Annotated in this window: 23 protein-coding genes and 3 pseudogenes; 8 read left to right on the top strand and 18 right to left on the bottom strand. The window is 55.4% G+C overall.

Features of this window, described 5'->3' with window-relative positions; translation table 11 throughout:
- Positions 1–141 precede the first annotated feature (141 nt).
- Positions 142–1,359 carry an ROK family protein gene (locus tag ACR0NO_RS05820; RefSeq protein WP_480723275.1) on the top strand — a complete coding sequence of 406 codons (1,218 nt, stop codon included), beginning with the start codon at positions 142–144 and terminating at the stop codon, positions 1,357–1,359.
- Positions 1,349–2,860 (top strand): CRTAC1 family protein, encoded by a 1,512-nt coding sequence (locus tag ACR0NO_RS05825; RefSeq protein ID WP_480723276.1) that lies wholly within the window; start codon positions 1,349–1,351, stop codon positions 2,858–2,860. Before ACR0NO_RS05820 ends, ACR0NO_RS05825 begins: the two co-directional genes overlap by 11 nt.
- On the opposite strand, the gene ACR0NO_RS05830 is transcribed toward ACR0NO_RS05825, so the two are convergent.
- The 4 genes from ACR0NO_RS05830 to ACR0NO_RS05845 all read right to left on the bottom strand — a co-directional run bounded on the left by ACR0NO_RS05830 (position 2,854) and on the right by ACR0NO_RS05845 (position 7,018).
- Entirely contained in the window at positions 2,854–4,137 is a 1,284-nt protein-coding gene (locus ACR0NO_RS05830) for a cytochrome-c peroxidase (RefSeq protein ID WP_480723277.1), read from the bottom strand. The two genes, ACR0NO_RS05825 and ACR0NO_RS05830, sit on opposite strands and share 7 nt — an antisense overlap.
- A gap of 2 nt (positions 4,138–4,139) precedes the next feature.
- A complete protein-coding gene (locus ACR0NO_RS05835; RefSeq protein WP_480723278.1) occupies positions 4,140–5,066 on the bottom strand; it encodes an aldose epimerase family protein in 927 nt (308 codons plus the stop codon).
- A 297-nt stretch (positions 5,067–5,363) separates the two neighbouring features.
- On the bottom strand, positions 5,364–6,290 hold the full coding sequence (locus tag ACR0NO_RS05840; RefSeq protein ID WP_480723279.1) for an aminotransferase class IV: 927 nt from the start codon (positions 6,288–6,290) through the stop codon (positions 5,364–5,366).
- Positions 6,287–7,018: a sulfotransferase-like domain-containing protein gene (locus tag ACR0NO_RS05845; RefSeq protein WP_480723280.1), complete on the bottom strand. Its 732-nt coding sequence runs from the start codon at positions 7,016–7,018 to the stop codon at positions 6,287–6,289. The genes ACR0NO_RS05840 and ACR0NO_RS05845 overlap by 4 nt, the downstream gene beginning before the upstream one ends.
- Before the next feature lie 368 nt (positions 7,019–7,386).
- On the opposite strand from ACR0NO_RS05845, the pseudogene ACR0NO_RS05850 reads away from it, so the two are divergent.
- Positions 7,387–7,470, top strand: a pseudogene (locus ACR0NO_RS05850) (thioredoxin domain-containing protein); the annotation flags it as partial.
- A gap of 475 nt (positions 7,471–7,945) precedes the next feature.
- Here the strand turns inward: ACR0NO_RS05850 and ACR0NO_RS05855 are convergent.
- The 3 genes and pseudogenes from ACR0NO_RS05855 to ACR0NO_RS05865 all read right to left on the bottom strand — a co-directional run.
- A pseudogene (locus ACR0NO_RS05855) lies at positions 7,946–8,497 on the bottom strand (DDE-type integrase/transposase/recombinase); the annotation flags it as partial.
- 111 nt (positions 8,498–8,608) lie between these two features.
- Positions 8,609–9,016: a universal stress protein gene (locus tag ACR0NO_RS05860; protein ID WP_480723281.1), complete on the bottom strand. Its 408-nt coding sequence runs from the start codon at positions 9,014–9,016 to the stop codon at positions 8,609–8,611.
- Positions 9,017–9,073: 57 nt separating this feature from the next.
- Positions 9,074–9,556, bottom strand: coding sequence for a phasin family protein (locus ACR0NO_RS05865; RefSeq protein WP_480723282.1), 483 nt, complete (start codon positions 9,554–9,556; stop codon positions 9,074–9,076).
- 167 nt (positions 9,557–9,723) lie between these two features.
- On the opposite strand from ACR0NO_RS05865, the gene ACR0NO_RS05870 reads away from it, so the two are divergent.
- Positions 9,724–10,881, top strand: a complete 1,158-nt coding sequence (locus ACR0NO_RS05870) for a cation:proton antiporter (RefSeq protein WP_480723283.1) — start codon at positions 9,724–9,726, stop codon at positions 10,879–10,881.
- 15 nt (positions 10,882–10,896) lie between these two features.
- On the opposite strand, the gene ACR0NO_RS05875 is transcribed toward ACR0NO_RS05870, so the two are convergent.
- Both ACR0NO_RS05875 and ACR0NO_RS05880 read right to left on the bottom strand, forming a co-directional pair.
- Entirely contained in the window at positions 10,897–11,304 is a 408-nt protein-coding gene (locus ACR0NO_RS05875; RefSeq protein WP_480723284.1) for a c-type cytochrome, read from the bottom strand.
- A 160-nt stretch (positions 11,305–11,464) separates the two neighbouring features.
- A complete protein-coding gene (locus tag ACR0NO_RS05880) occupies positions 11,465–13,069 on the bottom strand; it encodes a Na/Pi cotransporter family protein (RefSeq protein WP_480723285.1) in 1,605 nt (534 codons plus the stop codon).
- Between the two features lie 440 nt (positions 13,070–13,509).
- Here ACR0NO_RS05880 and ACR0NO_RS05885 point away from each other — a divergent pair, with 440 nt between their 5' ends.
- Together ACR0NO_RS05885 and ACR0NO_RS05890 are read left to right on the top strand one after the other, a co-directional pair.
- Positions 13,510–14,730: an APC family permease gene (locus ACR0NO_RS05885; RefSeq protein ID WP_480723286.1), complete on the top strand. Its 1,221-nt coding sequence runs from the start codon at positions 13,510–13,512 to the stop codon at positions 14,728–14,730.
- A 103-nt stretch (positions 14,731–14,833) separates the two neighbouring features.
- Positions 14,834–16,390, top strand: a complete 1,557-nt coding sequence (locus ACR0NO_RS05890) for an MFS transporter (RefSeq protein ID WP_480723287.1) — start codon at positions 14,834–14,836, stop codon at positions 16,388–16,390.
- Here ACR0NO_RS05890 and ACR0NO_RS05895 read toward each other — a convergent pair whose 3' ends face one another.
- Together ACR0NO_RS05895 and ACR0NO_RS05900 are read right to left on the bottom strand one after the other, a co-directional pair.
- On the bottom strand, positions 16,391–17,983 hold the full coding sequence (locus ACR0NO_RS05895) for a trypsin-like peptidase domain-containing protein (protein WP_480723288.1): 1,593 nt from the start codon (positions 17,981–17,983) through the stop codon (positions 16,391–16,393).
- Between the two features lie 220 nt (positions 17,984–18,203).
- Positions 18,204–18,707, bottom strand: a complete 504-nt coding sequence (locus tag ACR0NO_RS05900) for an Hsp20/alpha crystallin family protein (protein ID WP_480723289.1) — start codon at positions 18,705–18,707, stop codon at positions 18,204–18,206.
- Positions 18,708–18,985: 278 nt separating this feature from the next.
- On the opposite strand from ACR0NO_RS05900, the gene ACR0NO_RS05905 reads away from it, so the two are divergent.
- Together ACR0NO_RS05905 and ACR0NO_RS05910 are read left to right on the top strand one after the other, a co-directional pair.
- Positions 18,986–20,290, top strand: a complete 1,305-nt coding sequence (locus ACR0NO_RS05905; RefSeq protein WP_480723290.1) for a ferredoxin reductase family protein — start codon at positions 18,986–18,988, stop codon at positions 20,288–20,290.
- Between the two features lie 335 nt (positions 20,291–20,625).
- Positions 20,626–21,189, top strand: a complete 564-nt coding sequence (locus ACR0NO_RS05910; protein WP_480723291.1) for a flavodoxin domain-containing protein — start codon at positions 20,626–20,628, stop codon at positions 21,187–21,189.
- A gap of 79 nt (positions 21,190–21,268) precedes the next feature.
- Here the strand turns inward: ACR0NO_RS05910 and ACR0NO_RS05915 are convergent, their stop codons facing one another.
- From ACR0NO_RS05915 to ACR0NO_RS05945, 7 genes and pseudogenes are all read right to left on the bottom strand, one after another.
- Positions 21,269–22,114, bottom strand: coding sequence for a universal stress protein (locus ACR0NO_RS05915; RefSeq protein ID WP_480723292.1), 846 nt, complete (start codon positions 22,112–22,114; stop codon positions 21,269–21,271).
- An 88-nt stretch (positions 22,115–22,202) separates the two neighbouring features.
- Entirely contained in the window at positions 22,203–22,580 is a 378-nt protein-coding gene (locus tag ACR0NO_RS05920) for a SnoaL-like domain-containing protein (RefSeq protein ID WP_170689791.1), read from the bottom strand.
- Positions 22,581–22,674: 94 nt separating this feature from the next.
- Positions 22,675–22,785: pseudogene (locus tag ACR0NO_RS05925) on the bottom strand (IS6 family transposase); the annotation flags it as partial.
- Positions 22,786–22,872: 87 nt separating this feature from the next.
- The gene (locus ACR0NO_RS05930) at positions 22,873–23,880 is read right to left on the bottom strand and encodes a LacI family DNA-binding transcriptional regulator (protein WP_480723293.1); all 1,008 of its coding nucleotides are present in this window, start codon (positions 23,878–23,880) and stop codon (positions 22,873–22,875) included.
- Positions 23,881–23,885: 5 nt separating this feature from the next.
- Positions 23,886–25,055 (bottom strand): dihydrodipicolinate synthase family protein, encoded by a 1,170-nt coding sequence (locus ACR0NO_RS05935; protein ID WP_480723294.1) that lies wholly within the window; start codon positions 25,053–25,055, stop codon positions 23,886–23,888.
- A gap of 4 nt (positions 25,056–25,059) precedes the next feature.
- On the bottom strand, positions 25,060–25,368 hold the full coding sequence (locus ACR0NO_RS05940) for a Dabb family protein (protein WP_170376158.1): 309 nt from the start codon (positions 25,366–25,368) through the stop codon (positions 25,060–25,062).
- Positions 25,369–25,370: 2 nt separating this feature from the next.
- Positions 25,371–26,957, bottom strand: coding sequence for a GMC family oxidoreductase (locus ACR0NO_RS05945; RefSeq protein WP_480723295.1), 1,587 nt, complete (start codon positions 26,955–26,957; stop codon positions 25,371–25,373).
- Positions 26,958–26,966: the final 9 nt, after the last annotated feature.

Raw genomic sequence — 26,966 nt, forward strand, 5'->3', positions numbered from 1 at the left:
GTTGTTCGAGTCCCTTCGAAGTGATTCGAGGACTTCACCTACCTGAGTAGCACATTTATTTCAGTCGGCAAAATATTTATGCTATCGCTAACATAAGAATCTGACTAAGGTGAATGCCAAGACGAGATTCGCGAGGGCAAGATGCTGAAAAACAAAGCCTCTTCTATCTCTACCGAGCAGCGGAACGTAACGCGGCTGCGCGTGCTGGAGCATATCCGCCGCAAGGGGGCGATCTCGCGCATTGATATTGCGGGTGCGTTACAAACCAGCCCCGCTACCGTCACCACCGCAACGGCAGATCTGTTGTCTGCGGGGCTGATCCATGAGGTTGAAGGCGACCCGCAGTCCGGGTCCCCACGGCGTGGGCGGCCCCGTGTTTTGCTTAAGCTGAACGGTGGATCACTGCTGATCGCAGGGTTCAAGGTCACACGCCACTATGTCTCGGTTCTGATCGCAGATTTCGAAGGGCTCGAGATTGCGTCGATCAAATACCCGCTGGTCGAGGCCTGCATGACGCCGCTCGACTTTGCCAAAACCATTCGAAAGGCGCTGGAAAGCGCCTGCGCGGCTGCGTCCCTTTCAATGTCGGATATCGCAGGGGTCTCGATCGGGATCGCGGGCCTGATTGATGCCGAGCATAACTTTGTCCATTGGTCCTCTTCGATCTCGGACCGAAACGTGCCCCTTGGCCCGCTTCTGCAGCAAGAGGTTGATTGTCCTGTCTTCATTGAAAACGACGCCAATCTTGTTGCAAAGGCGGAGCAATTATTCGGGCTAGGCAAAGGTCTGCGGAACTTCCTTGTCATAACGATAGAACACGGCGTCGGTCTTGGGATCGTGCTGGGTGGCAAGCTCTATCGGGGTGAGCGCGGATGCGGTGCCGAATTTGGCCACACTAAGGTGCAACTGGATGGCGCGCTCTGCCAATGCGGTCAGCACGGATGTCTTGAAGCCTATGTCGGGGAATACGCGCTGATCCGAGAGGCCTCGATTGCCGGTCAGGATCGCGACCAGATCACCATTGCCGATCTGCATGACAACGCGCAGTCCGGTGATCAACATGCCTTGTCCGTGCTGGATCGGGCGGGACAGATATTCGGCATGGGCGTTTCGAACCTGATCAACCTGTTCGATCCCGAATGTATCATCATCTCGGGCAGTCAGGTCAGCTTTCATCATCTCTATTCCGACAGCGTGATGGAGCGGATACGTAAGGGGGTCGTTCACGTCGATGCCCCCTTGCCCGACATCAAGGTCAACCAGTGGGATGACACCATGTGGGCCAAAGGCGCCATCGCCTATGCCATCGAACAGGTCTCAACCTTGAAGATACGCGAGATGCCAGCCCATGCATCGTGAATGCGTCCTCCTACTGGCAAGCGCCACAGTTGTTGCGGCCGATCAGCCCATACCAAGCTTTCAGCAGATCGAGGTTGCCGAACATGTCTATGACGGCGGTTGGGAACATTTCGTCGGCGGAGGCGTTGCGGTGTTCGACTGCAATGGCGACAGCCTCCCCGATTTCTTCACCGCTGGTGGGTCAAACCCGTCTCAACTGTTCCGCAACACCTCGGACGGCGACCTGTCTTTCCGTGTCGACACGCCCCAGGCCCTGTCCCTGACCGGTGTGACCGGGGCCTATCCTTTGGACGTCGACGGCGACGGCTTTCAGGATCTGGCGGTTCTGAGGGTTGGTGAGGACCTTTTGCTGCAAGGCCTGCCCGACTGCCAGTTTGCGCCCTTTTCCGATGTCAACTTTCAATCGGATGATCATTGGACCACTGGCTTCTCGGCCACGTGGGAGGACGGCGAGACGCTGCCAACGCTGGCCTTTGGAACCTATGTCGACCGTTTTGACCCTGAAGGGCCGTTCGAGACCTGCGGTCCGACGCTCCTCTACCGTCCTGAAGGATCAGGATACGGGGCACCGTCACTGCTAGAGCCGGGCTATTGTTCATTATCGATCCTGTTTTCCGACTGGGCGCGAACAGGTCGGGCGGACCTGCGGGTCAGCAATGATCGCCACTACTACGTGCGCGGCGGGCAGGAGCAGCTCTGGGCGATGGAGGCTGCACCGCGCCTCTACACCGAAGATGACGGATGGCTGCCCTATTCGATCTGGGGAATGGGGATCGCCTCGCGCGATCTCACGGGGGACGGGTTCTCCGATGTCTACCTGACGTCGATGGGCGACCAGAAGTTTCAGGTGTTTGACCCCTCCGACGACAGCCCGACCTGGCGCGATGCGACCTATGAGAAAGGCACCACCGCGCACAGACCGCATGTCGGCGGCGACGGGAGACCTTCGACCGGATGGCATGCGCAATTCGGAGACGCCAACAACGACGGGCTGGACGATATTTTCGTGACAAAAGGCAATGTCGAACAGATGCCTGTCGCGGCCTTGAACGACCCGAATAACCTGATGCTGCAACAGCCTGATGGCTCCTTTTTCGAAGCCGCCGGGGAGGCGGGTGTGGCCTCGATGGCCAAGTCGCGCGGCGGCGCTTTGGTTGATCTGAACAATGATGGCCAGCTGGATTTGGTGGTCGTCAACCGGGGCGCGCCGTTGGAGGTTCACCAGAACACAAGCAACGCCGGAAATTGGGTGCTTGTCGATGTCTCTCAGAACCTCTCCAACCATGCTGCGGTCGGTGGGTTTATCGAGATGCGAACGCCGTCCGGCCTGCAGACCCGCGAAATCACCATTGGCGGAGGCCATGCCGGGGGGACCTCAGGCCTGCATCATTTCGGATTGGGACCGGCTGAGGCAGTCGAACTTCGGATGATCTGGCCCGATGGCTCCACAAGCGACTGGCAGGCGTATGACGCCAACCAGATCATCCGCCTCCATCACTGATCCACACGCAGCCCGCTGGGAACGGTTTCGGGAACACCAAGCCTTAGGGCCGGGTCTTCAAGGGTGTTCAGAAAACTGAGGATCGCGTTTACCTCATCGTCGCTCAACGAAACCGGCTCCAGGCTATTGGCGGCAGCGATAGCGTCGGTCGTTTCGCCTAAGGCCCGCTGATCATCTGCACCTGGAAACGCGGGCAGACGTGCTTGTTCCAGCGAATACCGCTGCAACGACCCCACGGGATCAAGGTGGTGGCGCACCACATCCTCCAACTCGGCATAGGCACCGCTATGGCCATACGGGGCGGTCAGGGTCACATTGCGCAGCGACGGTGTGCGAAAGGCAAAGGCATCATCGGCCTCACCTGTCACCCGCATGCGACCATCATCGCGTGCGTGACTTTCGAACCGCGCACCTTTACCCGGCCCGATCTGAGGCATCGCGATGGCATGGAACCCATGATCCGTCTGGAGCCATCCGGAATGGCACGTGCTGCACCCGGCCTCACCGTAAAACAGATCCAACCCGGCCTGCGCCTCGGGCGGCAGCTCGGCTTCTCCGCGCAGCGCCTGATCAAACAGGCTATTGTCGGCCCGCCATTCGAAGGCGATGAAATCGGCAAGCACGTTGGCAATCGTCGTAAAGGTGATCTCCTCCCCCGGCAGAGCGTCTTCGAACCGTTTCTGATATTCGGGAATGGCTGCGACACGCGCGGCGATCAGGTCCCAGGCCCCGCCCTCTTGCGTCAGCAGACCCAGACGCACCGCTTTGCTGATTTCATTTTCGGAGTAGTGCCCGGCCATTTCGTCCGGCGACAGCACTGGAAACATAGCCTGCGCCGCGAGGGCGGATTTGAACCCCGGCCGCATATGGGTTCCCAGCGGAGTACGGATGCCATTGGGGCGGCTCGGGTCCGCCTCGAGCCGCCCGTCATGGAAGAAGACCGTGAACTCGTCCGCGCCGAGGTTCCACAAGGCCGGAGAGTTGCGAGGAATGCGCTGTTCCGGGCGGTTTTCGGGGTCCATCGCACGTGTCACTCCCAGCCCGATACCGCCCTCACCCACACCCAGAGACAACCCGTCGGACGTGCCCAAACGCGGATGGTGACATGACCCGCAGCTGATGTTGCGATTTCCCGACAGGATCGGATCGTAAAACAGCAACTGCCCCAACTCGACAACGGCCAGATCAGGTTCCGCGAATTCGGGAGGAGGGCCAAGGTCCAGCGCCTGTGCGGCTGAGGCCAATCCCATCATTCCAATCGCCGAAACTACCCTCATGCCTAAGTCCCTGTGAGTTTGAGTGTAAGTGTCTGATGATAGGGCCGCTCAGGTGAAAAAACCATGCTGGGGAACGCGCTGATGTTGGGCGCGTTGGGATAGCCTGATGGCTCAACACACAAACCAGCGCCGGAGTGAAACGGTGCCCCCAGTGAACCAGCAGAATAGACCTGCGCCCCGGCCTGATCAGAGAATAAACGCAATCCAAGCCCATTTGCGGCGTCAATCGCCGCGATTGGCTGCTGCGCGTCGCGATCGCTGTCGAACACGTAGAAATGATCGATGTTTTTGCCCGGGCGGCCCGGGTGCGTGAAATCTAGCGCCGTGTTTTGTACGTCTTGCAGGTTGCCGGTTGGCACACCCTGCGCATCGGTTTCCAGCACATGATCGGCATTTATTCGGAGGCTGAAATCCTCAACGCCCATAGGACTGCCAAGTGTGTAGTAGTTATGTTGCGCAATGCTAATCGGTGTTGGTCGGTCCGGCTGGGCCGTAATTTTATAGGTCAGATTTGGAAAACTGAGCGAGACATTCAGCTCAAACCTGACCTCGCCCGGAAAGCCGCCTTCGCCATCCGGGGAGAGATAGCTCATCACCGCCTCACGATCCGAGAGCTGCTGTAGGATCCAGACTTGGCGAGACAGACCCTCGGCCCCGCCATGCAGTGTGTTGGCACCCTCGTTCGGGTCCAGCCGGTATCGCATGCCTGCAAGATCAAAGCCTGCGCCCTTTATCCTGTTCGCGACCCGCCCGACAATTGCCCCGTGATAGAAGGGATCGCGCAGATAGGCTTGAGGATCGTCATATCCGAGGATCAACGGGGTATCATCTATCCACCACCCTTGGGTGATCGCACCATAGTTTAGAAGGCTGACGGACATGTTTCTGTCCTGCAAGCGCGCCTGTTCGATCTGCAAATCCGCCCCCATTTTCGCCAGCGGGCCACGACATCTCAGACCCTATCCAGTGGCAGTCTTGAAGACTGGCCCAAGTTATTGCGCTCATAAGACCGCCGAACAGGTCCCAACTCCACCCAAGGCGGCGGATGTCTTAGCGTTACGTCTGAATGGCGGCTGCTCTCGCCTCAGAGTTAGCGCTATCATAGATATTGTTGAACGCTTAGACCAGATGAAAATTGCTTTTTTGTCCGCACTAAATTGCACTTACTTTCCTTGAGGCAGGGCACTTCAACCAGCGCGATCACGACCCCGCTGGTTGGCCAAGGATCACGTTTGCGCGGCCACGTTCCGGGCGACCAGTTCCTTGTAGAGCGCGCGAATCCGCAATGTCATCGGACCAGCCTTGCCCTCTCCGATCTGTTTGCCGTCGATCTCGGCCACTGGGGTTTGCGCGCCGAAGGTGCCGGTCAGAAACACCTCATCCGCACCGTAGGCCTCGTAGAGTGAGTAGTTCTTTTCGAAAACCGGTATGTCATTGGCGCGGCACAGGTCGATCACCTTCTGCCGCGTCACCCCGTTCATGCAGTAGTCCCCGGTCGAGGTCCAAACCTCGCCCTTGCGCACGATAAAGAAATTGCAGGCGTTGGTGGTGTTCACAAAGCCATGCGGGTCCAGCATCAGCCCCTCATCCGCGCCTGCCTGTTCCGCCTGCAAACAGGCGATGACACAGTTCAGTTTGGAGTGGCTGTTGAACTTCGCGTCCTGGCTGGTCGGCAACCCCCGCACCTGGGGCACAGTCGCCAAACGTATCCCCCGCGCGGTCAGCGCCTCGGCGGGTTTGGAGTGTTCGACGATGGCCACGATGGTCGGCCCCCAGCGCGAAAGCTTGGGATGCTGAAACGGCTTGGCCTTGCGACCGCGTGTGATCATCAGCCGCGCGTGAGCATCGGTTGTCGCACCATTGGCGGCAGCGGTGGCGTCCAGAATCTCGCGAATATCCTCACGCGTTTTGCCGATGTCCAGAGACACGGCCTTGCAGCTGTCAAACAGCCGATCCATGTGTTCGTCAAAAAAGGCCCAGCATCCATCATAGAGCCGCAGCCCTTCCCACATGCCGTCGCCCAGCATGAAGCCGGAATCATAGACCGAGACCTTGGCTTCATCCTTGTGAACCAGTACGCCATCGACCCAGATTTTCAGGTCCTCGTTGCGGGCATCGTATTCCGCGTCACGGGTTGAGAGTTCGGTTGTCATGCATCACCTTCCAGAACAAGCGCATCCGACCTGAGCCGCTCATAATACGGCATTGCCGCGTCGCATATGGATTGAAGCGCGGGCGGCAAGGTCGGGAGCGCCCCCTCAGCGCCCGCAAAACCGGTTGAGGCATGTACGGCCCCGTACCAGTGGCTGGCCCACACGCCGTCCGAGGGATGGCCGCCCGCAGGCCAAGACAACATGGCCGGGTCAAAGGGCAGATCAATTGCCGCACATAGTTTTCGCAACATCCGTTCGGGCATCTGACGAATGTCATAGCTGTCGACGATCACCCCTGCCCCGGTTCGAGCGCAGATCAGATTGTAGATCTCGGCCTGTTGCACAAAACCAATATCCTCAAGCGTCGGGTTTTCGCGTTTTGCGGCATAGCTGGCCAACACACGCGCGGGGTGGCGGATCAGAAAGATATGTTTCAGCCCATCCATCCAGGGCTGATCCAAGCCCCAAACCATATGCTGCGTCATGTGTTTCTGGTAGATATGCGCCTTGCCCTCTGGCGGCTGCGCTGCGCAACCCTGTCCGACTTGAATGGGGTCCGTTTCGCCGGCAGCAATGATTTCCGCGCCCATCGGGTGATCCAGCCCGGTCTCGGCCAGATAGGCCGCGTAGAACGGCTCATCCCAGACGGCGCAATCCTCGCGCGCGCCGAAAGCATACATCATCGCAGTGGACAGATTTCTGGGGCCAGACCAGCAGGCTATGTTCATTTCTCAAGACCCCTTAGTCAGATTGAAAGGTGTTATCGCGGGTGTGCCGCTGCACGAAGTTTTAGCATGCGCTGCGGCCACATAAGGACACAACTTCAAGTTCAAGCACACCCCTTTTGCTTGTCATAGCAACACCCCGATCTTGTCAACATTGAGTGTTCAGAGGATCACTGAAAACGGCCTCGGTAAAACGCCAGACTCACGTTGCGTTTTTTTCAGGTTGAATTTCTTTGCAAATGTAACGGTGCTGGAGCGACGACAGGACAGTATCATGAAACTCTATTCCTACTGGCGCTCGACCACTTCCTATCGGGTTCGCATCGCCTTGAACCTCAAAGGCCTAAGCTACGACTACTGCCCCGGTCGATCTGGTCGCCGGAGAGAAAAGCGAACCCGGGTACACCGCGCTCAAACCTGGCAAGGGTGTTCCGACCCTGGTTCTTGAGGACGGCACAACCCTGACCAAGTCGCTTGCGGTCATCGACTATCTGGAGGCCATCGCGCCAGAACCTCGACTGCTTCCCGCCCACCCCCTTTTGCGCGCGCGAGTCCAAGCCGCCGCGCACCTCATCGCGATGGAGATCCACCCGGTGAACAACCTGAGGGTCATGACCTACCTCAAATCTCAAATGGGAATGGACTCTGCCGGACAGACCGATTGGTTCCACCATTGGATGACCGAGGGGTTTGCCGCCTACCAGGCGCTGTTGCCACAAAACACCCGCTTCAGTTTCACAGACACACCAACCCTCGCCGATATCTGCCTTGTCCCCCAGCTCTATGACGCGCATCGCTGGGGGGGGGGTGAACATGACACACTTTCCGCGACTGCTCGAGATCGAAAAACACGCACTGTCCCTTGCCGCTTTTGATCAGGCGCGCCCGGAGTACCAACCCGACGCAAATTGACAAGTTTAAGTAACGGCAAGCGGATTGTCGTCGTCGGTAAGGAAGGTGCGAATTCTCAACGCGGTTGTGGAGCCAACTGCCCGTTTGTTGTTTTCCCTTGGCACCAAGTTCTCTAAGAGCAGCCCGATATGATACGAAAGAAACCGTGACCATATTTTCCGCAACAACAAAGCGCTTCTTAAATTTCTTGAGGAATTTCAATGCTGCCTGCTTGTTTCAGCGATTGGTAACGACAGCTTCGAACACCTCTCCTTCGTGATCAACGACACTCCGCAGGTCTAGCCGCTTTCCATTGATCTCAACAAACACTTCGTCGACATGCCATTTCAATTTTGGGTATGCCCGCAACTGCTGGATCCGTTTTATCCGAATTTCTGATGCGAAAATCGGGCTAAACCAGTTCCGCCACTACCGCACGGTCTTGTGGCTGACTTCGATGCCATGCTTATGCATCAGGTCTCTCACATTTAGAAGCGACAGAGGAAACCAAACGCATAACATCACCGCCAAGCGATTGATCTCTGAGCTGGTTTTAAAGCACTTGAAGGTAACTCGTCTTTTCACGAGCAGAGGCAACGAAAGCCCCCTACCCGACTCAAGACAAGTTCCTCTGACAAGACCTTTATTTTGAGTCAGCAAGAAAGGGCCATTCCATAAATATCTCGCATCGCTAGCTTTGGATCACCGAATTACGTGAACCGAACACTTGGCGTGATGCACCACTCTGTTCGCAGTGGAACCTAGAAATATGTCCTCGAATCCCGGCTTATGTGAAGCTAAGACGATGCAATCAACGTCTTTCTGATTTGCGAAGTCGACGATAGCCCTACCCGCGTGCCCAGAGATGAGCTGTACCTTCGCGTCTGGAATTTCAGAGGCAGTCTGATGCAGGCTCTCCAGTATCTCATGCCGCGTGTTTGCAAGCACTTCGCTTGGAATCTGAGACCCTACATACGCCGGAATAGGCTCCTGGACGTGCACAACGGTGAAAATAGCGTCAGCGTCAGCCAATTGGCGCGCGGCCTCAAACGACGCTTGGGTATCGTGTTCTTTGTCCAGAGCAACCGGGATCAGGATATTCTTGTACATTTGACCTCCTATCTACTGCTCAGATGATTTCAGTTTGGTTTTTCGGCAGCAGGAACCCTACACAGGCTCAGACTTCGAAGATTTCCCCGCGCTCTTTGTAGCGGCGGCAACATCACCAACTGTTTTCTCAACAGCTTCAGCTTCTGTTTCAGCGACATAAGATGCACAACGGGACACGGTTTCGAACCATTCCTGCGCGTCTGCAACCAACCGCTCAGCCGAATGGCGCTGCCATTCCGCCATGCTCTGGAAGGCTTTCGATGGATCGGACGGGTTCGCGGAAGACACATTGCGTGCAGCTTGTAGAGCCGTCCGGACCGCCTCATGACGCCGTTCGAACCAATGCTGCGCAAAGGCCTCTGTTTCTTCGAGCAATTTTTCTTGCGCGTCCCAAAATTGTTCGATCTGGGCCCCGAAGGCCGGATTGCCAGAAACGGATGGCTGCATTTGCTTGAAAACATCCAACAGTGAGGTCGGGCTGTTTGTGTTAGTTTTCTTTGTCGGCATCGAAAGTTCCTCCTCATTTCCTGAATGAGTCATTGTGCCACTTGCGGCACGCTTTCGCCTTAATACAGATCAATATCCCTTATTTTTCAGGTCTTCGGCCAAAGCTGCGTCGGGACTCCCGCATTCTGTCCGACATCGGTTCCTAGAAGGCAGTGTTGGAGTTAGAGTAGTTTAGACAAGAACTTAACGCTTGGGTTTCTATGCACATTGCCGGCTTTCTGATTACCCTTGGTGTCCTCTTTCTTGCCGGATTGGCGGCCGATCAACTGGGCCGGGCCACGCATCTTCCTCGTGTTACAACCTTACTTTTCCTCGGTCTGATCGCCGGGAACGCCGGAATGGGGTTGATCCCACTCAACGTTGCATTGTGGTTCGACGAGATTTCCATTGTGGCGTTGACGATGGTCGCGTTTCTTCTTGGCGGATCTTTGACCCGCGAGAACCTGGTTCGACACGGCCGAGCCATTCTGACGATTTCGATTTCAATCGTGGTTGCAACCCTTGTTATCGTGTCTGCTGGATTGACCGCAATCGGCGTACCCTTCGGGTTGGCGCTGGTGCTAGCGGCAATTGCCACGGCTACGGCTCCGGCCGCCATGACAGACGTGATCAAGCAATCTGGAGTGTCCAACAGCTTCACGGAGACATTGAAGGGCGTCGTCGCAATTGATGACGCTTGGGGTCTGATCGTTTTCAGCATCGCCTTGGTTCTGGCCGGTCATTCGGACGGTTGGACCACCGTTACGACCACAGCGATGTGGGATTTCGGAGGGGCTATTTTGTTGGGTACCGCACTGGGCGTGCCATCCGCCTACCTTACCGGCCGTTTGAAACCGGGAGAGCCAATGCAGGCAGAAGCAGTTGGCATAGTTTTTCTGACAGCGGGCCTTGCGCTTTGGCTGGAGGTTTCATTCTTGGTAGCAGGTATGGTTGCGGGGGCAGTTATCGGGAATCTTGCCCGCCATCACGAACGTGCTTTTCACGAGATCGAGCACATTCAGTGGCCATTCATGATCCTCTTCTTCTTGTTGGCTGGCGCCACGCTGGATATCGAAGCCTTCGGCTTGATGGGTTGGGCTGGTGCTCTTTTCCTGATCCTGCGCGCCATGGCCCGCCTTGTCGGGGGTTATTGCGGAGCGCGACTGGGCGGCCTGCCTCGCCATCAGACCCGCTGGTTCGGCCCCGCTTTGTTGCCACAGGCTGGTGTCGCGGTAGGAATGGCCCTCGTTGCCGGAGAGCAATTTCCGAATTGGGCCGCGTCCATCATGGCCTTTACTCTTGCTAGCACTGTGGCCTTCGAAGTGTTGGGGCCGCCACTGACTCTCATGTCAATCAGACGCACGGCTGATACGGACTAGCAGGTTGGCCCGTGACTAGTCAGCTTGGATCGAGTCCAAAAAGGCGAGCAAATTCGCCAACGGCAGGCCTACCATCATTCGTTGCCCATTGGGCAAAGCCACCGCGATTTGTTGGTCTGTCTCAAACACCGCGCCAAAGATTGGCATCTCGCCCCCATGGGCGAGCAATTGTGAACGACCATCAATCTGCTCAGCTATGCGATCTGTCGGAAATACATCGTCGTTTGCGCCCGCCAACTTGGTGAGATCGGGTGTTCGAATAGCCAGCATTTCTGCCATCGGCCCGTCGCCGCTCGCTTCGAAACCGTGACATTGCCAGCAATACGTCCGGTACAAATCACGTCCCTCATAGACGCTGACGTCCTGTGCCAGTGCAGGTCCCGTGACGAAAAGTGCCAGTAAAATCCCGCGAACAATCTGCATATGTTCCTCCAATGTGCTGCCCTGGATGCAGATCAAATTAAACCGCATCCTTGAGAAACTTCTTTGACCTTGCTCATGTTGCACGCTTAAGCGCGAAGATTGGCGTTTCAGTCGAAGAACGTTTGAGCAAGTGCCGAATCTAATCCACGCCAGCCTCCAACTACGCCAGTTCGTCATTGACCTCGCCACCCTTGCGCCCAGGCGACTCTCGTTCCAATGCGTTCAAATGCCAACGAATTCGCCAGAGGTGATAAGACACGCGATGTAACCATCTGAGGGCATCCAGCCGAGCCCAAACCACGTCGTCCGGCAGATTGTCAGTTGCAGCGTCGGAAATGAGCAAGTCTCTGCGAAGTTTCCTCTGTCGCCTCATAAAACGGCGAAGACGGTTCAGCGTGTTTTCACACTGCACTGGATTGTCGATCTCTAAATAGCCGTCAGTTGCTGAAATCAATACCGAAGCAAGCCGCTTCAAACGCCGGTCTTTCGGTAACTCGCTTATCCGATCATCTTGGCTACACCGATAAAGCAGCCGGTCAAGATGATCGAGGACATGGTACATACCCTTGATACTGGATATCTCTGCGTCGGACCTGCTGGGCAGTTCAATCTTGTCTAAATACGAGCGCGCCTCGGAAACAGCCGTTTCAATGTTGTCTGACCCATAGTCGGTTCCGCCTGGCTGAGATGCCCCCATACATGACCGAAGGTGCCCCACTTCGGCCCTAACAATTTGTTCGACTGAAGCTTTTGCGGCGTCCACCGCTATTTCTGGCATCCCAAGAACGAGCGGATCCAGAGATCTCGTCAACTCAGCACCTCTGTCGGGTACGAGCGCCTCGATAAATCTGGCGAAGGGTTTCGCGAACGGCAAGATCAGCGCTACGCCTATGGCGTTGAAGAAACTATGGAACGCGACAAGCGCAGTCAGTGAGTTTCCGGCCCCCGTCCCACTTACAAAGACCGAAGTAAACGGCCCGAGCAGAAAAAATGCCATTGCTCCGGTCATCACGTTGTAGATCACATGCGCAAAACCGGTTCGACGCGCCATCGTGCCCCCACCCAAGGTGGCTAAAACAGCGGTGAAAGTTGTCCCCACGTCCATTCCAATGACGAGAGCTGCTGCTTGAGGGAAGTTCACAGCACCGGCGCTCAACGCAGCCAATGCCGTTGCAACACCAGCACTCGAAGACTGCGTCACCATCGTGATAACGACACCGATCAATACAAGCTTCAGTCTGCCCACTAGTGTATCTGGTGGAAAATCGGCAGGGGTAACTACGCCGCGAAAGGCGTCCAGCCCGGACTTGAGCTGCTCGATCCCAATGAAAATCAAGCTGAATCCGGCCAACGCCAGCCCTAGGCCGGCAACCGCTTTTTTTCCTGAAAGCGCCAGCAAAGCCCCAACAAAAACAACGGGCAACATTACTTGCCCCAAGTCCAGCTTGAACCCCAAGAGCGCGACGAGCCAACCTGTCATGGTCGTTCCAATATTGGCCCCAAAGATGATCCCAAGCGCTTGTGGAAAGGTGAGAAGGCCAGACGCGACAAATCCGACGGCAGCGACGGTCGTCGCACTGGAAGACTGGATCGCAGCTGTCGTGACCGCGCCTGTTACCGCCCCGGTAAAAGGTGTCGACGTGAACCGGCCCAAAATATCTCGCAATCGCGCACCTGCCAACGCCTTCAAACCGTCCGTCATCAACAACATGCCGATAAGGAACAGGCCGATGCCGCCCAGGGCTGGTAACAGGTTCCAGAGCATTACGAATTGCCTTCCACCCAAAATCTCAAACCGCCTGGCATGTTTGCTTTACCTTTGAGTCCGACGGCAAACGACCGTTGGTTTGGATTCAGCCTCGCAGACCGGCGACCGCGAGTTGATTGACATAGATCAAAGCACCAACAGGAATCACATAGTGAAATACGAATGTTTCAGCGTGTTCTACGTTCACCGGTCTGTCCCCAAGCAAACACAAAGGTGAACGGAATTCTGAAGGAGTGGAAGTTCCACCCACTGGGGGCTCGGCAGAAGTGGTGGCGGGCCCCCAGTTAGTTTATTGGTGCCCTATGCGCGCAAACGTTGAGACACAAGGCATTCGGTGCAGCTTTGACCATCGGATCGCGCCGTTCCGCCAATCGCGGACAAAACTGGGAAGGACTCCACTGACGACGTTCTGAATGGGCAGTTGGTGGAAAACGCTTATGAACTCTGTTGATCCAAACGAACAGAAACTCAGACGAGCCCTGACTACCCCGTTGCTCACGCTCTATGGCCTCGGGGTAACGGTCGGAGCGGGCATTTATGTTTTGGTCGGCGCGACAGCAGACATTGCCGGACCGTTTGCGGCGTTTTCGTTTGTTGTAGCCGCCCTCGTCGTATCACTCACCGCGCTTTCGTATGCTGAACTCGCAACACGATTTCCTGTCAGCGCAGGCGAAGCGGCCTATGTTGAGGCGGGATTTCAGAAAAGATGGATGGCGGTTTTCGTCGGGCTCGCGGTCGCAGCTTCTGGAATTATCTCTGCCTCTGCAGTTGCAATTGGCGCAGCGTCATACCTGCACGCTTTAACCGGTTTTGCGATCCCTGTTTTGACCATCAGCGTCGTTTTGATCATGGGTCTAATCGCGCTCTGGGGGATCACTGAGTCGGTCTTTGTCGCGGCTGTCATAACGATCATCGAGATCGCAGGCCTTCTCTTTGTGATTGGCTGGGGTATGTCGATTCAGGATCCGCAGGGATACGAGATCGGTTCAATGCTTCCCCCGCTTGAACTCGACGCGTGGAGAGGCATTTTCGCGGCATCACTTCTCGCCTTCTTCGCATTTGTTGGCTTCGAGGACATGGCCAACGTGGCAGAAGAGGTCAAAGACCCGGTCCGCACCATCCCAAAAGCGATTTTACTAACCCTCGTTCTGGCGACCGTATTGTATCTAGGAACCTCAATGACGGTTCTACTTGTTGTTCCGATCGATGTTCTGTCGACATCTGCAGCGCCCCTCGCGCTTGTGTTTTCAAACGCACCCGAAGTGATCAAACAGGGCTTTTCCGCAGTCGCGATTGTGGCGACAGTCAATGGTGTACTGATCCAGATGATCATGGCCTCGCGGGTGATCTACGGCCTGGCGGACCGTGACCATTTGCCGAAGGTTCTGGCGATTGTCCCGAAAGCAACTCAGACACCAGTTGTCGCTACTTTACTGGTCGTGGCGATCATCGTTCTCCTGACCCAAACTATACCGATTGGTACTCTGGCAGAGCGCACGTCTCAGATCGTTCTAGGTGTCTTTGTACTGGTCAATGTCTCGCTGATCCTGCTGAAGATGAAGCCGGACGAGGCCGCCAAGCACTTCCGCGTTCCTCTTGTGGTACCGATCCTTGGGGTAATCACCAGTGCATTGCTTTTCGGATCTGGATTTCTCTAACTAGATACAACGACCCATAGGCCTAAACGAGCTGCCACGGTATATGACGACTGACCAAACTTCCATAGGATCAAAACTCTCGCGTTGGTGGCATAGAACGTTTGTGGATCTGGTTCAGCAGCTGCAATGGTCCTATTTGCCGCCACTGATGGTCTATTTCGCGGCGGGCGTGTCCGGCCTGACCTCAGTCGTCGGAGCTTTTTTCCTAAAAGACTATCTCGATTTATCTGCCTCTTTCGTTGCAGGACTTGCATTTTGGGCCGGTCTCCCTTGGATCCTCAAAATGCCACTTGGCCATGTCGTGGACTTGTTCTGGCGTTGGAAGTCCTTGCTGATCTTGTTCGGCGCATCCTTGATCACATTGTCTTTGCTCACAATGTACGGTCTCGTGACCGCGCCTGCACAGATGTCCAAGTTCATGCCGTTGGAAGACTGGTATGTTGTTGCCCTCCTCTTGGCGCCTTCCGGCTATGCCATTCAGGATGTTGTCGCTGACGCCATGACTGTTGAGGCGGTCCCAAAGGTTGACCAGCGCGGTCTACCGTTTACGCCAGAAGAAACCCGTGCTCAGCACACTACGATGCAAACCTTGGGCAGAGTTTCGATCATTTCCGGGTTCGCGACGGTTGCGGCTGTAAACATCTGGATATTCTCTGGAACCGAAGAACTGCAAAAATCCGAACGCCTTGCGCTTTATGGCCAAGTATACCTGATAGCTCTGGCCATACCGGTGTTGTCCGTCAGTGGAGTGGTTCTTCATAGCTTTATCCAGCGTCAGCTTGTCAAGCGCGGCCACCCGCCACATACGCCGGATGAAGCCACCGAAGTCAGATGGTCCATATTGCTCGGCGGTCTTGCATTCGTTTTGCTTAGCATCGTACTGGGAACCGCGGATTTCGAGTTTGCGCAAGAGACTGTTTTTGCGGTTTCCCTGGCGGTGATCCTCTACCTCATGTCGCGTCTACTGAAGGAGCTGGACCCGGCCCAAGCCAAAGCCTTGATCGGGACAGCGACAATCATTTTTGTGTTTCGCGCTGTGCCGCTACCGGGACCAGGCCTGACATGGTTTGAAATCGATGAACTGGGATTCGATGAACAGTTCCTGGCAATCCTTGCGTTGTTGACTTCGCTGCTGGCCCTACTCGGGTTAATTGTCCTTCGACCATTTATGGCCAATCGCTCCATTGCGCATGTGGTGGTGTTGCTGACGATTGCGGCGGGCATTCTCGCCCTACCCAACCTTGCCCTCTACTACGGCGTGCACGAATGGACGGCGGCGCGTACCAGCGGAGTTGTCGACGCAAGGTTCATTGCCATTCTCGACACAGCCGTTGAGTCGCCGCTTGGACAGATCGCCATGGTCCCGATGTTGGCTTGGATCGCACGCAATGCCCCTGTTCAGTTGAAAGCGACTTTCTTTGCGGTGATGGCATCGTTCACAAACATGGCTCTGTCAGCCAGCAGCCTAAGCACCAAATACCTCAACCAGACATACGTCGTCACGCGCGCTGTCACGAACCCGGAAACCGGTGAGGTCACGTCAACCGCGGACTACAGTCAATTTGGATACTTGCTGATCTCCGTGGCCGTGATCTCGGTGATCGTTCCACTGGTCACAGTGTTTTTCGTTCAAAACTCGCGCTTCCGAACGAGCGAATGATCACTGACTTTCCGCCTCTTCCAGCAGAGCTCGGAGATGTGAGACCGGGACGCCGATGTTTGAGCCACCAAACTCGGGCAGGATCGCAGCATTGATGGCAACGACCTCACCCCGCCGATTCAATGCTGGCCCCCCGCTCCCACCGGTCGTGGTCTCGGCGTCATAAACGATGGCGCTCCCACTTGTCCGCGCAACAATCCCCCGGCTTGCTAGCGGGTGTATCTTGCTTTGTGTAGAAAGCCGGGACGCGATCGACCAGAAGTTCAACGTTCCTTCTGCTTCCAGTTCCTCTAGAAAGCCCGGACCGGCCTGCGCGATCAAAGCTTTCAAACCCGTTGGATATCCCAACAGATACAGCTCTTCACCTACGCGCGACGTGGCATCCGCCAAAGGAATTCCGAGGTCCTGAACGCGGCTTGGCTCAACTGCCAAAATCGCCAAGTCTGCCGCGTCGCTGAATCGGACCAGACGCGCCTCTATTGGTTCCGTTTGATCAGGCAAGTAGGCCAGCAGCCTCAACATCTCTGGCTCAAGACCCGCGTCCATCAGCGCTTGCTCTCGGTTCCCTGAAGTCCAAGGCAAAGCGACATGGCGATTAGTGGCCATCAACGGTACCCCAGCAATCAAAAAGCCCGTTCCGGTGAATTGAAATTCTGCGGGTTCGCCGGTCCCGTCCGGTTCGATCCAAGGCTGGCCAAACGGAGTTTTCAGGTTTTCTCCGTTCGGTCCCAACACATGCCGCAAAATTTTGCCGCTTTCCACGTGGCGCAGCCCATAAGCCCCCTGGAGGAAAGCGACGGATCGAATTGACGCAGCGATCACGCGCGTGGGTGCTCCCGCCCGCTGCTCCAACGTTCCAAGACGCTCCTCGGTCGATAAGACCTGGTTCTCAAAAGCGTCACGCAACGAAGCCAGGTCATCAGGGGTAAGTGCGTCTTCTCGCGTCTGGGCGAGCATAACCGCGATCGCTTCGATCTTGCGGGACTCCTGTTCGATACTATCCGCCAAGCGCCGGTCGTTTTGGTAAAGCAGGTACCCAAACCCCGCGACCACAAGAAGCGTCGCAAGAACCGTGATCCTGAACAATATCGTGGTTTGAGAGGCAAGCCGCCGCCCGCTATCGCGTAGGGCACCAGACATCTTTTTAGCGAAAGGTCGGCGGCTCATTCGGGTGTAAGCATATGCATCACTGAGGATATCCTCGACTGTATGGTGCGCGGGAAATGAGTGATCGCACAGCCTGTATCGAGACATAGGACCCTTTTCACCGAACTCGATCATGTCGCCATGCCTAAGAGACGCTAACGAGGCTTTTTCCCCGTTTACCCACACATTGCGCCCCACCGACGCGGCGATTGTGTAACCGTCGTCAGCCCACTGCAGTGTGGCAATATCGTTATCATGTGGAGGCAGGTCGTATTTGGGTCGAATGCTTAACACCCTGCCATCGTCAACAGAAACGGTCAGGGCATTATCGACCAGCCAGTTCACGTTTCCGCGCGAAGGTCCGGTCAGGCTCTCCAGAAAGGCCCGCACCTCACCTTCACCAGCATGTCCTGAGGGTGTCATGCCACTCTCTTCTGGTTTTCGCATTGTGGCCCCCTACCCAAACGCGTGAGGGCATTCTACCACGCTTCAACGCCAAACCCATGGCCTGGTACGAACGTGCAAAAAACACGTTTGTACAGACACTTGCGATGTCTGTCCGGACTCAACCAAAGACACTTATCAGGCCGCAACTCTAAGAAGGCTGATCCATGATCGACCCTCTGCCTTGGCATTTTTTAGGCATGGTATCGAGGCACCAGGCCGTCTATTTCGACGATACCTTGATCTTACGGCTTGGATCCTGAGGTTCAGTCTTCGGCATTTCTACATGCAGAACGCCCTTGTCGAAGGTGGCTGAAATCCTGTCGATTTCTACAGTGTCCGGCAGCGACATAGCTCTGGAAAAGCTGCCATAGCTTCTTTCGCTGACACGCAAATCGCCCGTTTCATCATGCGCAATCTTCTTCTGACCGCTCAAGATTAGCCTGCGGTCCTTGATTTCAATTTCCACATCATCCTCTTCAAGCCCCGGCAATTCAGCCGTCAGGACAATCGCAGAATCCGTTTCTTGGACATCGATTGCCGGTGAAATCGCACCCGTCAAATCAAGAGACGGAAAACCCGTGCGTTGCGCAGCCGTTTCCATCGGCAGGAAGGGTGATCCTCCCCCCAAAAAACGCGACATCAAGGTTTCCATTTCACGCCGAAAGTTATCGGAGAGCGGGTGCATTCCAGTGAAAATTTGCGGTGACTTTTTGTCTTCCAACATTTTGAGCCTCCTCCTTTGGTCGGATTTCGCGCGCGCAACATTATGACAGGAAAAGCAGTCAAGGACCTTGATCTTGCGCAAGCATGCAACCTCAGCATCAGCCAGACCGAACGCAACGGCTGAACGAACTGAAACGGGAAACGTCGTCCACCAAACTTGCCTTGTCGCGCCGGAATTAACACCAATCTCAGTAGTCTTGATCGGAACCCCAGGTCAGCTTAGCGTTTATTTTGAATGAGCCCGAGCTACCCAGCTTTAGCACAGTGGAGCAAAACTGTATGAAATGGCCTTATTTGGCGCTGATTTACGTTTTGCTGATCTTAGCTCCCTTGGGTTTTTCTTGGTACCTGGGATGGCAACCGCGATCATTTCATCAAGAACTCGCGTCCGGGCTCGGAATGCTTGCTTTTTCAATGATCTTAGTCGAGTTCCTGCTGTCTGGGCGGTTCAGATTCATTTCTTCCGGTCTGGGTATGGATGTAACCATGCGGGTGCATCAGTTGATGGCGCGTACAGCACTCGGCTTTGCGCTGATACACCCGCTGCTGTATCAGGGTACGCCTTCTGGCGGACGCCGCCCGTGGGATGAAACAAACCAACTTACGATTTCGACCGACTTTTCTACGCTGGTATCGGGCATCGGCGCATATTTTTTACTGTTCCTCCTGGTCGCCTCGGCAATTGCCCGCAAATCCCTTGACTACAAATATGAAACATGGCGCCTCTTACACGGGCTGGGAGCCTTGGTGATTGCATGCCTGCTGTTGCATCACACGGTCTATGCTGGGCGCTACGGTGGGCATCCGCTGTTGATGTATCTCTGGCTTGCCTTGACCAGTATTGCGGTTGGAACTTTGCTGTATGTCTATCTCGTTCGCCCTTTACGTCAGAGGAAAAGGCCGTGGCGCGTCTCATCTGTGTCTCGACTATCACCGAAGCAATGGGAGTTGCGCCTCAAGCCCCATGGACACAACGGACTGACCTTCGAAGCAGGGCAGTTTGCCTGGCTAAACGTCGGCCACAGTGCCTTTTCTCTGCGTGAGAACCCATTCTCAATTAGTTCGGCACCAGCCGCAGGCCCCGAAGTTTCATTCGTGATAAAGGAGCTTGGGGATTTCACATGTGGTCTCGGACAGATCGCTCCGCAAACCACGGCCTATCTGGATGCCCCACACGGAAATCTGTCGATCAGCCACCGAACTGAGACAGGTATTGTTTTGATCGCAGGTGGTGTCGGGATCGCGCCCATGTTGAGCATTATGCGTCAAGTTCGACTGAGTGGAACACGGCACGATCTCAAGCTTATCTATGGCAACCGGGTGGAGGAGCAGATTGTTTATCGCCAGGAGTTGTACAAAGAAGACACAGCATTTGTTCTATCCGAACCGCCAAAGGATTGGTCCGGAGAGACAGGCTTGATTGACGGTCCGCTGTTGGACCGCAATTTGTCATCGGAACAATTTGAAAGCTGGCTTTTTGTTCTTTGCGGTCCCCCTGCCATGATGGACACCGTCGAAGATCATCTGATTGAGCGTGGGACCGCGTTACACCGGATTTTGTCTGAAAGGTTTGACTATGATTAGACTGCTCAGAAACCTGCCGGCACGCCAACAAGTGAGTTTTGCAGTGTGGTTCATCAGTTTATTAATCTTCGTCGCTGTCTTGGCCTTTTGCTTAAGGTAGCAAGCTAGATCACTAGGAATTGGCTAGCTTCAAAGCTGCCGGCCGCAAAGGCAGGTTTTCTAGGAGATGGATGCCGCCGCGAACTTCCCTAAAACATGCTCTGCGTAGACAGCAAAAGCGTACGACAACGATCCCGATATGGTCCCAAGAAACGCCTTTGATGGAGATCAAGGGCAACGCACGTCACTTATTCATAATAAGCAATCTATTCGGACCGATTTATGGGAGGATCGGAATGACCGTACTCATCGCCTTCGCGACGGTCGAAGGCCAAACAGCAAAAATTGCGCGCTTCATCACCGATCTCGCGAAGAATGCCGGTTTCGACGCAAATTTGTTCAATACCGATGAAATGCCCAGCCACGTTTCACTTGACGATGTGGTCAAGGTTATTCTCCTGGCCCCTGTCCACGAGCGTAGGCACCCCAAGTCATTCGAGGCGTTTGTCGCTTCAAATAGAGATGCCTTAATGAAGCGAAAGTCTCTCGTGCTTTCCGTCGGTTTAAAAGCTGCATTCGCGTCAGGTCGAGAAGAAGCACGCGACTATCTTGACGAAATGCTTCTTCGAACAGGTTTTGAACCAAATGCGACGGCTTTGATCGCAGGCGCGGTGAGGCCCGAAAACTACGGGTATTTTGAGAGAGAGATTCTTAAGCACGTCGTCTTGCTCGGTCGAAAAATCGATCCACGAGAAGGGGCAAGGGAGTTTACTGACTGGGATGAACTAACGTCAATTGTGATAGCGTTCCTTGGCGAAAACGGTCGGGCGAACACGCTTCAACCTCAAGCAAACTCTTAAAAAAATGGTTTCTTAACTATTTAACGATGAATTATTATAGCTATGGCTCCCAGAAAGTCACAGTCTTCGGCTCACTTGATCAGTGTCCGAAAAGCACTGGTAAACTTGTCTGCTCCAACATTGTTTGCGTCGTGCCCCCAAAAACTGACTCTCGCAAATGGGAATGCCCATAAGCGCCCATAACAATGAGATCGGCCCGCGCTTCGCTTGCTCGTTCCTGAATGCAGCCTGCAATTGAATTCCCCCCGCACGGGAACTGCGAAACGGTCAAGTTGCAACCGTGATGGCCGAGCCACTCAGCTAGGTCAGTTCCGGGCACACTACCTTCTACGTCCTCAGGCGACGGCAAATCAAAACACCCAATCACAACTTCTTTGGCCGCCACAAGAATGGGTAAAGCTAAATGCGTTGCCCTAGACGCAGGCAAGCTATCATTCCATGCCAAAAAAACGCGCTCGCGTTGGGCAAACGGGTCTCCATTGATCATCAGAGCGACAGGTGAATGAAACAACACTCCGCACGCGATCTTGTGAAATAAATCGTGGTCTCTTCGCAATCCAGCGTCTAGACAAGCGATATCAGAGCATTTGGCTCGTTCTGCTGCAAGTTGCTGCAACTCTGCTCCAAGTCCCATGAAGCCAGTTACATTAGCAGATACGCCCTGCCCAGCAAGAAGCGCTTCAACTTCAGTGGCGCGAGACTTCAAGGCGGCATTTTTCGCGTGAAGAACGTCCAACCAGTTAGAGGGAAGACCCGCCTCAACGAACCTGTTTGATCCATACTTCAGGTAAGGCAGGTTTGGTAGTGCCCCGGTCACTACGCAATTCAAGTGGTCGTTCTGGATACGGGCATTTTCAGCGCATTCCAGAATCGACGCGTCTTCAGCATCAACTCCTACAAAATATGCCACAGTTCTGTGTTGCATTCCCGACCTCCGTCCGGAATTTAACTCTGCCCAAAAGCGGTGTGTACTGATTGAGCCAACAATTAGCTGATGTTGTTAGTAACTCTTCTCACTTCGGCAACATGAAAAACTCTTCCAGCACAATCTTGCCTTCCGCCACCGAATACACTGCGATCTCGCGTAGGGTCATACGCTCACCCGTGGCCTTCTGAACGACTTCGGCCCTGAAACGGACTCCAAAGCGGTTGGGTGGGTGGACGTAGGGGCCATCCACTTCTAGATCTTGGATTTCATGCGATGCCAACCAATCCTCTCTTTTTCCCTTGATGGCTTCGCGACCCTTTGAAACGCGGAATTGTCGAACCGGAGGCACAACGGCCTCTATCGACTGTGCGTTTTCGGCATACATTTCATCAACACTGCCAAGGCCTCTGCGTTCACGCATGGCCTGGACGAAGGACCTACCGATTTCAATCAACTCTTCCATGAATCCCCTCCCCTAGGTTGCCATTGAGTGTACCACTTCTTACCCCCTCAATTCTTGACAAGGATCAATAAGCACATTGGTGGAAATTTTTGGGGCTCACGTCGATGCCACGCTTGTGCAGCAGATCTTTGAGATTCCGAAGCGAGAGCGGGAAGCGGATGATCTCGGGACTAGATTCAAAGTGTTTGAAAAAGTCGGGTCTGGTCGTGGCAAAAGCTGCGCAACCGCCATGCCCCGCTTTACCAAAGTTCTTCTCACAAAACCTCTCGACAAAGGCTGGTATAGTCTTTTGCTACACCGTGTCTTTCGTAGTTTGCCTCAATACCAAGCGCGTTGTAGTTCGCGTGTGTTGCGCAGGCGCGACACCATCCTGCAACCACAGCAAAACAGTGTCCGCAACTTGTTCTCCAAACCCAGAGACGCCACAATGTACGGTAGACAAAGCTGGCCAGCATTCTGATGCTTCCTTGATGTCGTCGAAACCGACAATCTGAAACCCCGTGCCAATTTTAACCTGAGTTTCATGGCAGGCATTGATCATCCCAAAAGCAACGAGATCATTGAAACAAACTGCGGCATCGCACGCAGGATGCTCTTTGAAGAGGCGGACTGTTGCTTCATGTCCAAACGATCGGCTGGATTCCCCTGTTTTTACAATAGGCTGCAAGTGGTTGTCTTTCATCGCACTGATATAGCCGGACAGCCTTTCCTGAGTGACTTCGGCACCATCCAGACCACCGACAAAGGCGATGTTTCGCGCGCCCGTTTCGATCAGGTACTGCGTGGCCGCCCGTCCACCCTCTGCGTAGTCAGGAGCGATAAATGGAAATCTGCCCGTTTCGCTTTCAACCTGTCGCAAGACTTGCATCAATGGAATGCCAGCTCGCTTTACCGCGGAGAGGGTGTTTGTGACATCGCCATAGGCGGGCGACAGGATCAAGGCCGAAACACCATGCTCAAGCATAGCGCCCACCACCTGATCCTGAAGTTCGGGGTCTTCGTTTGTGTTCGCCAATACGACCGCGTAGCCTCGGGACCCCAACGCCATCTGCAACGAAGTCGCAAACTCGGTGAAAAACGGGTTGGTTAGGTCGTTGATCACCAAACCTATTAGCGCCGTTCCCGTGGATCGCAGATTTGCCGCCGATCGGTTGTAAACATACCCGATCTCTTTCATCGCGGTATGGACGAGCTTGCGTGTCTCCGGCTTCACCTGCGGACTGCCCTGCAGCACTAGGCTTACCGTCGACTTGGAAACGCCCGCCGAGTTGGCGACATCTATGATCGTGGGTCTTCGCATTCAGGCTATTGTTCAACTCCATGCAAGCTGAGAAGCGTGGTCATCCGTGCTTTAGCCAGTTCAGGATCCGAGAGTAAACCGGCCTGATCCGCCAATCTGAACACTTGCGCGTAGTGGCAGATGTCTCGACTGGATTGGAACCCACCCGGCATGATGAAATGAGACTGGGCACTGTTCAGCCAAGCCAGATAAGCGATCCCGGCTTTGTAGAACCGCGTCGGAGCCTTAAATATCTCTCGACTGAGGGGAACGGTCGGTGCGAACAGCGCGTTGTAGCGATCCATGTCGCCCATAGCCAATGCTTCAAGCGCCTGGCTGGCGGCGGGGGCGATCGCAGCGAAAATGCCAAGCAGAGCATGGGAAAAATGCGTTCCATCCCCGGCAATAAGATCCGCGTAGTTGAAATCGTCACCGGTGTAGAGGCGCACGCCGTCCGGCAGCCGCACGCGGAAGGCTTCTTCATGTGCCTGATCAAGCAAGGATATTTTTATCCCGTCAACCTTGGCAGGATTTTCGTTGATCAGGGACAGTACAAAGTCGCTGGCCGCGTCGATATCCGTGCTACCCCAATAGCCCGTCAATGCAGGATCGAACATATCGCCAAGCCAGTGCAGGATTACTGGGTTCGCCGCCCCATCGATAAGCGCGCGATAGACGTCGTGATATGTGTCCGGACCCGCGTTGATCGCTGGAAAGGCACGTGACGCCATGAGGATCAATTGCCCTCCGGCGGCCTCGATAGCCTCGGCCTGGTGCTCGTAGGCTGACAGAATTTCACCTGCTGTGTTCAACGCGCTTAGAGGCAGATGATCGGTCCCAGCGCCACAAGCCACCCGGGGCGACAACGGATGCGCTTGCGCCGCCTTCATTGTGCGCTGGATCAGCTCCAACGCGGTCTCCCAATCGACACCCATACCCCGTTGTGCGGTATCCATAGCTTCGGCCAGACCCAGCCCCTGATCCCAGAGCCCCTGACGAAATCGCAGTGTCGCTTCCCAATCAACCGTGGGGCGTCCATCCCAGGGGTTACGTTCTGCCAGCGGATCAGAAACCACATGAGCCGCCGCAAAGGCCGTACGCGTCAGAGGCACCTGCGGCGCGCGCGGTAATAGCGGCGTTCCGGTCAGCGCATAGGGTTCCAATTGCCCCTCAGGGTTTGGCAAAATCAATTTCATTTTCTCAAACCTCCAAATCCAGAACCAGAATGCCGTCGATACCACCCACCGCGTTCTCGACCAGTTGCGCGCCCAGCGCCTTATGCGTTTTGTTGTTCTGATAGGCCTCCAGCGCGGCCCAATCGTCGAAGTCGATCACGAACCCATGCATGTATCCGCGTTCAATCTGCTCGGGGCTTTCACTACGCCCCCCGGTGAACCCGCTAGCTCCAGGAAGAGCCTTGGACACGTTTTCTAGGCCTTTGTAGATGGCTCCAATTGCCTCTTCGGTCACGTCGGCGCGGAATTTGGTCAGTACGATGTGGCGGATCATATTTAGAAACCCTGATCTTGTTTGATCATGTCGGCAGCTTTTTCCCCGATCATGATTGTGGGTGCATTGGTGTTGGATGAATTGACCGTCGGCATAATCGACGCATCCGCGACGCGAAGCCCTTCGATCCCATTGAATCGTAGGCGCGGGTCCAGAACGGCTTCGGCATCGCTGCCCATACGGCAGGTTCCAGCGCAGTGGTGCGATGTTTTGGAATGTACGCAGATAAAATCGAAATATTCTTGCTCGGTCCGCACGCCCGGGCCCGGCAAACGTTCGGCCAGGATGTACGGCTTCAGCGCATCTTGCGCGAGGATGCTCTGCACCAGCTTCAGCCCACGAATGGACATCTCTCGATCGTAAGGATCCGCCAGATAGTTGGGATCAATAAGCGGCATCACCGCGGGGTCCGAGCTTTGCAACCGAACGGTTCCGCGTGACCTGGGGCGCAGGAAACAGGCGTTCAGCGTAACCCCGCCGTTGGGCATCGCCTCGACCCCAGCCTCAATGCCGGTACCAAGCCCCAGATGCATCTGAAGATCCGGTGAACGCGCATCCGGGTCTGCGTACCAGAACCCACCCGTTTCGAACAAGCTGGACGCGACCGGTCCCTTGCGCGTGAAAAGATATTGCAGGCCCGCGAAGGCTGAAAGGTGCAGCTTGGCGAAACGGTCGTAGGTGTGCGGGCCGGTCACTTCGCAGATCGAGTACAAGTCCAAATGGTCTTGTAGGTTCGCACCGACCTGAGGTTGATGATAAACCGCGTCGATACCAAGACTGTCCAATTGATCCGCTGGGCCAATACCTGACAGTTGCAACAAGCGCGGCGAACCGATGGCACCTGAGGACAGAATGACCTCTTTCGCGGCGACGATCTTGTCCCCGTTCATCATCTCGACACCAGTCGCCCTGCCCTTGTCCACCATGATGCGGCGGACCTGTGCGCCGGTGCGCACCGTCAGGTTCGGGCGGCTGCGGTTCGGTGCGATAAACGCCATCGCAGCAGAGGATCGTCGCGCATTGCGTTGGGTCAGCTGATAGTACCCCGCGCCATCCTGCTTCGCCCCATTCACATCGCGTGTTTCGGGAATCCCCACTTCGCCTGCGGCCTTGATGTAGGCATCGCAGATTGGCAAAGGTGCTGCGGGCATGGACACGCCCAGCGGTCCGCCCTTGCCGTGAAATTCGTCGTCGTAGGTGTCGTTGTCCTCGGATTTTTTGAAATAGGGCAGCACGTCGGCATAGCTCCAACCCTCGCACCCCATCTGTCTCCAGTCATCGTAATCCTGTGCTGCACCCCGCGTGTAGATTTGCGCATTGATCGCAGACCCGCCGCCGATCACCTTGGCCTGGGTGTAGTTGAAGACCTTGTTCTGCATGTGCTTTTGCGGAACCGTGGACCAGCCCCAGCTGCCGATACCCTTGGTCATCTTCGCAAACCCGGCTGGCAGGTGAAAGAACGGGTGGCGGTCGGTGGAACCAGCCTCCAACAACAGCACACGCGCCGAGGGTTCTTCGGAAAGACGCGCAGCGATCACCGAGCCTGCGGAGCCGCCTCCAATGACAATGAAATCATATCCTTCAGACATTCTTAGTGC

The organism is Ruegeria sp. CL3 (assembly GCF_056536505.1).